General features: G+C 43.3%; 1 pseudogene. It reads left to right on the plus strand.

Annotated elements, in window-relative coordinates:
- Positions 1-238, plus strand: a pseudogene (locus tag SB772_RS45280) (tRNA uridine-5-carboxymethylaminomethyl(34) synthesis GTPase MnmE); the annotation flags it as partial.

A 238-nucleotide genomic window follows, 5' to 3' on the forward strand; every position in this document is an offset into this window, starting at 1 on the left:
TGATGCGATTGATGCGACTAGTGCCGCCGCAGCTAGTAGTGCGATTCGCTCTCTAAGCGGTGAGTTTTCACAAAAAATTAACCAGCTATTAGAACAACTCATTCATCTTCGTTTACATGTTGAAGCAGCGATTGATTTCCCTGATGAAGAGGATGTGGACTTTTTGTCTGATGGCGTCATACAAAGCAAACTCGAGCAAACGCAAGATAAGATACAACAAGTCTTAGCAACGGCAAAG

This window comes from Paraburkholderia sp. SIMBA_030, assembly GCF_046535245.1.
In the GTDB taxonomy this organism is placed as follows: Bacteria; Pseudomonadota; Gammaproteobacteria; order Burkholderiales; family Burkholderiaceae; genus Paraburkholderia.